Below are 5,299 nucleotides of genomic sequence, written 5' to 3'. Positions count from 1 at the left end.
CGCGGCGCTGGTGCCGGCGGCGGCGCTGCTGGTGGTCGCGGCTGCGGCGGCCACCTCGCGCACGGGCCTGTTGCAGCTCCTGCTGATCGTCGGCGGGGCTGCTTTCCTGGCTTGGCGGGAGCGTCGCGAGCCAGTCGGCCTCCATCGCTTGCCGCATCCCTGGCTGCTTATGGCCGCAGTACCTGCTTACTTCGTTGCCGCCTGGCTGCTTCCCCAACTCGCCAGCCCGGGTGTCGAGGGCATGATCACCCGCCTGCGCGACGGCGCCCCGGCGGCCCACAGCCGGCTCCTGCTGTGGCACAACGTCCTCGACCTGATCGCCCAGCGTCCCTGGGCCGGCTGGGGCTGGGGCGAGCTGAAGTTCGCGCACTACAGCACGCTCTACGCCGGCCCGCGCTTCGTCGAGATCCTCGACAACGCGCACAACCTTCCCTTGCATCTGGCGGTCGAACTCGGCATTCCGGCGGCGCTGCTGATCTGCGGCGGCTTCGGCTGGCTGGTGCTGGCCGCCCGTCCGTGGCGCGAAAGGGATCCGGCTCGGCTCCTGGCCTGGGCCCTGCTCGGCGCGATCGTGCTGCACAGCCTGCTCGAATACCCGCTCTGGTACGGCCCGTTCCAGCTGGTCTTCGGGCTGTGCCTCGGCTTCTTGTGGCCGGCGGCGCCGATGGGGGCTCGCGCCGCCCGGGCTCGCTGGCAGACGGCGCCCGCTCTGGCGATGGCCGCCGTGCTCGCCCTGATGGCGAGCGTCGGCTACGCCGCCTGGGACTACACCCGCATCAGCCAGGTTTTCCTGGAGCGCGACCGGCGGCTGCCGGCCTACCGCGACCACCCGCTCGAGGTGGCGCAGGGCTCCTGGCTGTTCAAGGCGCCGGTCGCCTTCGCCAGGCTGACCCTGACGCCGGTCACCCGCGCCAACGCCGCCGAGGTGCACGCGCTCGCGCAGCGCGTGCTGCACTTTTCCCCCGAACCGGCCGTGATCGTCAAGCTGATCGAGAGCGCGATGCTGCTGGGCGACGACGAAGAGGCCTATGCGCAGGCCGCCCGATTCAGGGCCGCCTTTCCGGCCGAGTACGCCCGCTGGGTCGGCGGCCAGCCGATGGAAGAGGATCCGGCCGGGTAGGTCCGGATGCGTGCGCCGTCCGCAGTTCTGCAAGGAGTTGTTTCGAGCTACATTCCGTTGGGCCAACGGATCCCACCTCACGCAGGCAGACCATGACTCACTACAGCTTTGTCCATCTCGAGTTTGGAAGTGCGCGCAGGGAGCCTTCCGTCGAGCTGCTCGCCCGGTTTCGCGAGGCGTTCGCGAAGCCCGGAGACCGGGTCACACTGGTCGTCGTCGACAACGCCCGGACGGACGGCGAGGAGACCTACGCCGGGTTCGGCTTCGAGGCCCGGGTCATCCCGGGAGACAACTCGAATCGCGAATTCTCCGGCTGGKATACAGGGGTGGCCGCGGTCCTGTCACGCAGCGACGAACCCGACGTCTGGATCTTCACGAACGACACGGTGGCCCGTCACCAGGGCTGGAGTCCCCAGCGAGCGGCTCGATTCGGCCAGGAGATCGAGAAGCTCAGCGTCCACGCCGGCCCCTGGATCCTCGGGGAGATCCACGACCACGTGCGCTCCGTCAAGACGCCGCTGGGGCCGCAGCTCGAGTACATCGTCACCTATGGCTTTGCGATGAACAACACGCTGCGCAAGGGGCTGGTGACCCTCTCCCCGGGCAACGAATTCCTGGATTCGCTCGTGCATGACGGCTACGAGCCGGCCCACAAGCTGTTCCGGGATCACGTCGATCCCGGGTACGCCCAAAACCGCCTGGTCTTCATGGTTGCGGATCCGGACGCGATGGCCGAGACGAAGCGGAAGTTCAAATGGAGCGGCGGCTGGTACAAGGCCAGCCCGCTGACCGCGGAAACATTCGAGGACATGCGCATGAAAGCGCGCTGCGTTCTCTCCGAGACGCTGCTCAGCGTGCGCGCGCGACAACTGGGCGCGGACATCCGGTCGCCCTACGACGCCCGCAATGGGCGCGATCGCGTCCGCAAGACCGTGCAATTCTTCGCGGACAAGCTCTGGGAGCGTCGTTTCAAGCGCAGACTGAAAAAATCTGCCGACCGGACCTGACCAAGCCCACGTTGGAGCGGTCCGGCCGTGGGGCCTAGCCCGCCACCCAGCTCCCCGACTTCCCCCCGTGCTTCTCCAGCAGGTGCACGTCGGTGATGCGCATCCCGCGATCCACCGCCTTGCACATGTCGTAGATGGTCAGGAGCGCCACCTGGACGGCGGTCAGGGCCTCCATCTCGACGCCGGTGGGGCCGACCGTTTCGACCGTCGCGGTGCAGGTCACCTGCGGCGGGGTGCCGTCGACCAGCGCGAAGGCCAGCGCCACGCGGGTGAGCGCCAGCGGATGGCACAGGGGAATCAGGTCGCTGGTCTTCTTGGCGGCCTGGATGCCGGCGATGCGCGCGACGCCGAGCACATCGCCCTTCTTGGCGCTGCCCGACTCGATCAGGGCCAGGGTCGAGGCCAGCATCTCGATGCGGCCGGTCGCCACGGCCACGCGATGGGTCGCGGGCTTGGCCGCCACGTCGACCATGTGCGCCTGGCCCTGGGCATCGAAATGTGTAAGAGAGCTCATCTGTGAACGTTCTGCGGAGTGAAGCATCATACGGGGCCGAGCCAATGGACGAGGAATGCCGCGCTTGACTCCCTTTCACCACTCCATCCTCTCGCGACCGCCGGTTGCCCGCCTGCTGCGCGGCCTGTGCGCCGGGCTGCTGATCGCCGCCCAGATCGCACTGCCCTTGCGCGCGCTGGCCCAGCAGCTGCCCGGCATGGGCGACGGCGGCGAGATGACCGCCAGCGCCGAGCGCCACCTGGGCGACCAGATCGCCCGCGAGCTCTACCGCGACCCGGACTTCATCGACGACCCGGTGCTGGTCGAGTACGTGCAGGACATCTGGCAGCGCCTGCTCGCCGCGGCGCGGCTGCGCGGCGAACTCACGCCCGAGCTCGACGAGCGCTTCGCCTGGGCCATCCTGCTGGGCCGCGACCGCAACATCAACGCCTTCGCCCTGCCCGGGGGCTATCTCGGGCTCAACCTGGGGCTGATCGCGGTGGTCGGCAGCCGGGATGAGCTCGCCACCGTGCTAGGGCACGAGTTGTCCCACGTCACGCAGCGCCACATCGCGCGCATCATGACCAAGCAGAGCCAGCAGATGCCGATGATGCTCGCCGGCCTGATCCTGGGCGTGATCGCCGCCAGCAAGAGCCGAAGCGCCGATGCCGGCCAGGCGATGATCATGGGCAGCCAGGCGATGTTCATGCAGAACCAGCTCAATTTCTCGCGCGACATGGAGCGCGAGGCCGACCGTGTCGGCTTCGGCGTGATGACGCAGGCCGGCTTCGCGCCGCAGGGTGCGGCCTCGATGTTCGAGAAGCTCCAGTACGCCTCGCGGCTCAACGACAACGGCTCCTACCCCTATCTGCGCAGCCACCCGCTCAACAGCGAGCGGATCGCCGACATGCAGGGCCGCATCCAGGCCAAGCCCGGCGCCACCGCACCGCTGCCGCTGGTGATGGACCACGCCATGATTGCCGCCCGCGCCCGGGTGCTCACCCGCCCCGGGGTCGACGTGCTGCGGCTGTGGGCCGATTCGGCGGGCACCGGAGAGTTCGCGCGCAGCTCGCCGGCGCAGCAGGCCGGCATCCTCTATGCGGCGGTGCTCTCGGCCAGCGAGCTGCGCGACTTCAAGGCGGCCCGTGCGCTGGCCCAGCAGTTGGTCGCCCGCACGGCCGGCGACGCGCCGTCGGCCCGGCTGGCGCGGTTGCTCTCGGCCGAGATCGAGCTCGCGGCCGGTGCGGCGCCTGCGGCCGCGGCCTTGCTGAATCCCAAGGCCAAGGAGCGGCCTGAAATGATGCTGGCGGCCCAGGCCGCGGTCGCCACGCGCAATCCGGCACCGATGATTCCGGCGCTGCGCGACTGGGTCGCCACCCACCCGCGCGACGCCAGCGCCTGGCGCATGCTCGCCAACCTGTATGGCGCGAACAACGAGACGGTCAGCGCGGTGCGCGCCGATGCCGAGGCCAACGTCGCCTCGCTCGACTACGCGGCGGCGCGCGACCGCTTCAAGGCGGCGCAGGACCTGATCCGCAAGAGCGCGCAGGGCCAGCCGGGCGCCGGTCCGGTCGACCACTACGAGGCGTCGATCATCGACACCCGCGCCCGCGCCATCGACGCGATCCTGAGGGAGCAGGCCGCCGAGGCGAAGCTCAGGTAGGAAGCCGCCGGGGCGCGCGCGTCAGCGCTGCTTCTCGAACAGCCCGCCGAGCGCGGACTCGATCAGCACGCCGAGCAGCGAATAGATCAGCGAGCCGAGCAGCGCCGCGAAGAAGCTGTTGACGTGAAAGCCCGACAGCAGCCCCGAGGCGGCCCAGAAGAGCAGGGCGTTGATCACGAACAGGAACAGGCCCAGCGTGACGATCGTGACCGGCAGGGTGAGCACCACCAGCACCGGCCGCACGAACATGTTGAGCAGCCCGATCACGGCCGCGGCCAGCAGCGCCGAGGTGTAGGTGGTGACCTGGACGCCGCTGTAGAGATAGGCGACCGCGAGCAGCGCCAGCGCGCTGAGCAGCCATTTGATGAGGAGTCGCATCCGGCGTGGGCCCGACGGGCTATTCGGACAGCTCGTTGGCCAGCACCAGCAGCGCGCCCATGCCCAGCACCGCGCCCGGCAACGCCCAGCCGGACTGGCCCGCCGGCGTCTGGTCGGGTGCCACGGGTTCGAGATCGACGCCGAGCTTCGGCCGGCGGGCATCGATCACCCGTGCGGCACCGTGCTCCAGCTTCAGGCGCTGCGTCAGTTCGGTCAGCGGGCCCTTGGCCAGCACCGGCGTCACCGGCGCATTGCCGCTCGTCAGCACCGGCAGCAACTGCTCCTGCACCTTGGCGAACCACTTGGCGCGCCAGTTCTCGCGCGCACTGTGGCTGACCCATTTGCTGATGCGGTGGGTCATGCGCGGTGCGCAGGCCACCAGCACCCAATGGCGTGCTCCGGCGGCGCCGGCCTCGGCCGGCGCCTTGGCGAGGAACTCGCGGGCATAGCCCGCGTCGTCCACGTACAGAATGACCTTTTCCATGGTTGCTCCTTCTATGCTGGTTGGAGTGGGAGAGACATTGGGCAAGGGAAGTTCAGGCGGCGACCGTGTCGGCCGGCTTCGGGCGGCGCGCGGCGACCCACTTGCCGATCGCCAGCACCAGCAACGCGCCGATGACGCCGGCAGCGTAGCGCAC

Annotated in this window: 6 protein-coding genes; 3 read left to right on the top strand and 3 right to left on the bottom strand. The window is 69.5% G+C overall.

All coding sequences use genetic code 11. The features are described 5' to 3' along the window. Together AC1D2K_RS29220 and AC1D2K_RS29215 are read left to right on the top strand one after the other, a co-directional pair. On the top strand, positions 1–1,120 hold a 1,120-nt coding region (locus tag AC1D2K_RS29220; RefSeq protein WP_478093242.1), incomplete at its 5' end, for a PglL family O-oligosaccharyltransferase. 92 nt (positions 1,121–1,212) lie between these two features. Next, positions 1,213–2,127, top strand: a complete 915-nt coding sequence (locus AC1D2K_RS29215; RefSeq protein ID WP_478093240.1) for a hypothetical protein — start codon at positions 1,213–1,215, stop codon at positions 2,125–2,127. Between the two features lie 34 nt (positions 2,128–2,161). Here AC1D2K_RS29215 and moaC read toward each other — a convergent pair whose 3' ends face one another. Further along, positions 2,162–2,641, bottom strand: a complete 480-nt coding sequence (moaC, locus tag AC1D2K_RS29210; RefSeq protein WP_478093238.1) for a cyclic pyranopterin monophosphate synthase MoaC — start codon at positions 2,639–2,641, stop codon at positions 2,162–2,164. 55 nt (positions 2,642–2,696) lie between these two features. Here moaC and AC1D2K_RS29205 point away from each other — a divergent pair, with 55 nt between their 5' ends. Then, positions 2,697–4,283: a M48 family metalloprotease gene (locus AC1D2K_RS29205; protein WP_478093236.1), complete on the top strand. Its 1,587-nt coding sequence runs from the start codon at positions 2,697–2,699 to the stop codon at positions 4,281–4,283. A 21-nt stretch (positions 4,284–4,304) separates the two neighbouring features. Here AC1D2K_RS29205 and AC1D2K_RS29200 read toward each other — a convergent pair whose 3' ends face one another. Continuing rightward, positions 4,305–4,661 (bottom strand): phage holin family protein, encoded by a 357-nt coding sequence (locus AC1D2K_RS29200; RefSeq protein ID WP_478093235.1) that lies wholly within the window; start codon positions 4,659–4,661, stop codon positions 4,305–4,307. A gap of 19 nt (positions 4,662–4,680) precedes the next feature. Then, complete coding sequence (locus AC1D2K_RS29195) at positions 4,681–5,145, bottom strand: hypothetical protein (RefSeq protein WP_478093234.1); 465 nt, start codon at positions 5,143–5,145, stop codon at positions 4,681–4,683. Positions 5,146–5,299 lie beyond the last annotated feature (154 nt).

The organism is Variovorax sp. P1_H12_2 (assembly GCF_056405335.1).
The sequence above is the reverse complement of the archived record's forward strand: the minus strand, read 5'-3'. Positions and strand labels throughout refer to the sequence as shown.

What these genes read in the sequence shown, in the direction of transcription:
- AC1D2K_RS29195 (WP_478093234.1), bottom strand. Translation starts at nt 5,145, where the DNA reads ATGGAAAAGGTCATTCTGTACGTGGACGACGCGGGCTATGCCCGCGAG.
- moaC (WP_478093238.1), bottom strand. Translation starts at nt 2,641, where the DNA reads ATGAGCTCTCTTACACATTTCGATGCCCAGGGCCAGGCGCACATGGTC.
- AC1D2K_RS29205 (WP_478093236.1), top strand. Translation starts at nt 2,697, where the DNA reads ATGCCGCGCTTGACTCCCTTTCACCACTCCATCCTCTCGCGACCGCCG.
- AC1D2K_RS29200 (WP_478093235.1), bottom strand. Translation starts at nt 4,661, where the DNA reads ATGCGACTCCTCATCAAATGGCTGCTCAGCGCGCTGGCGCTGCTCGCG.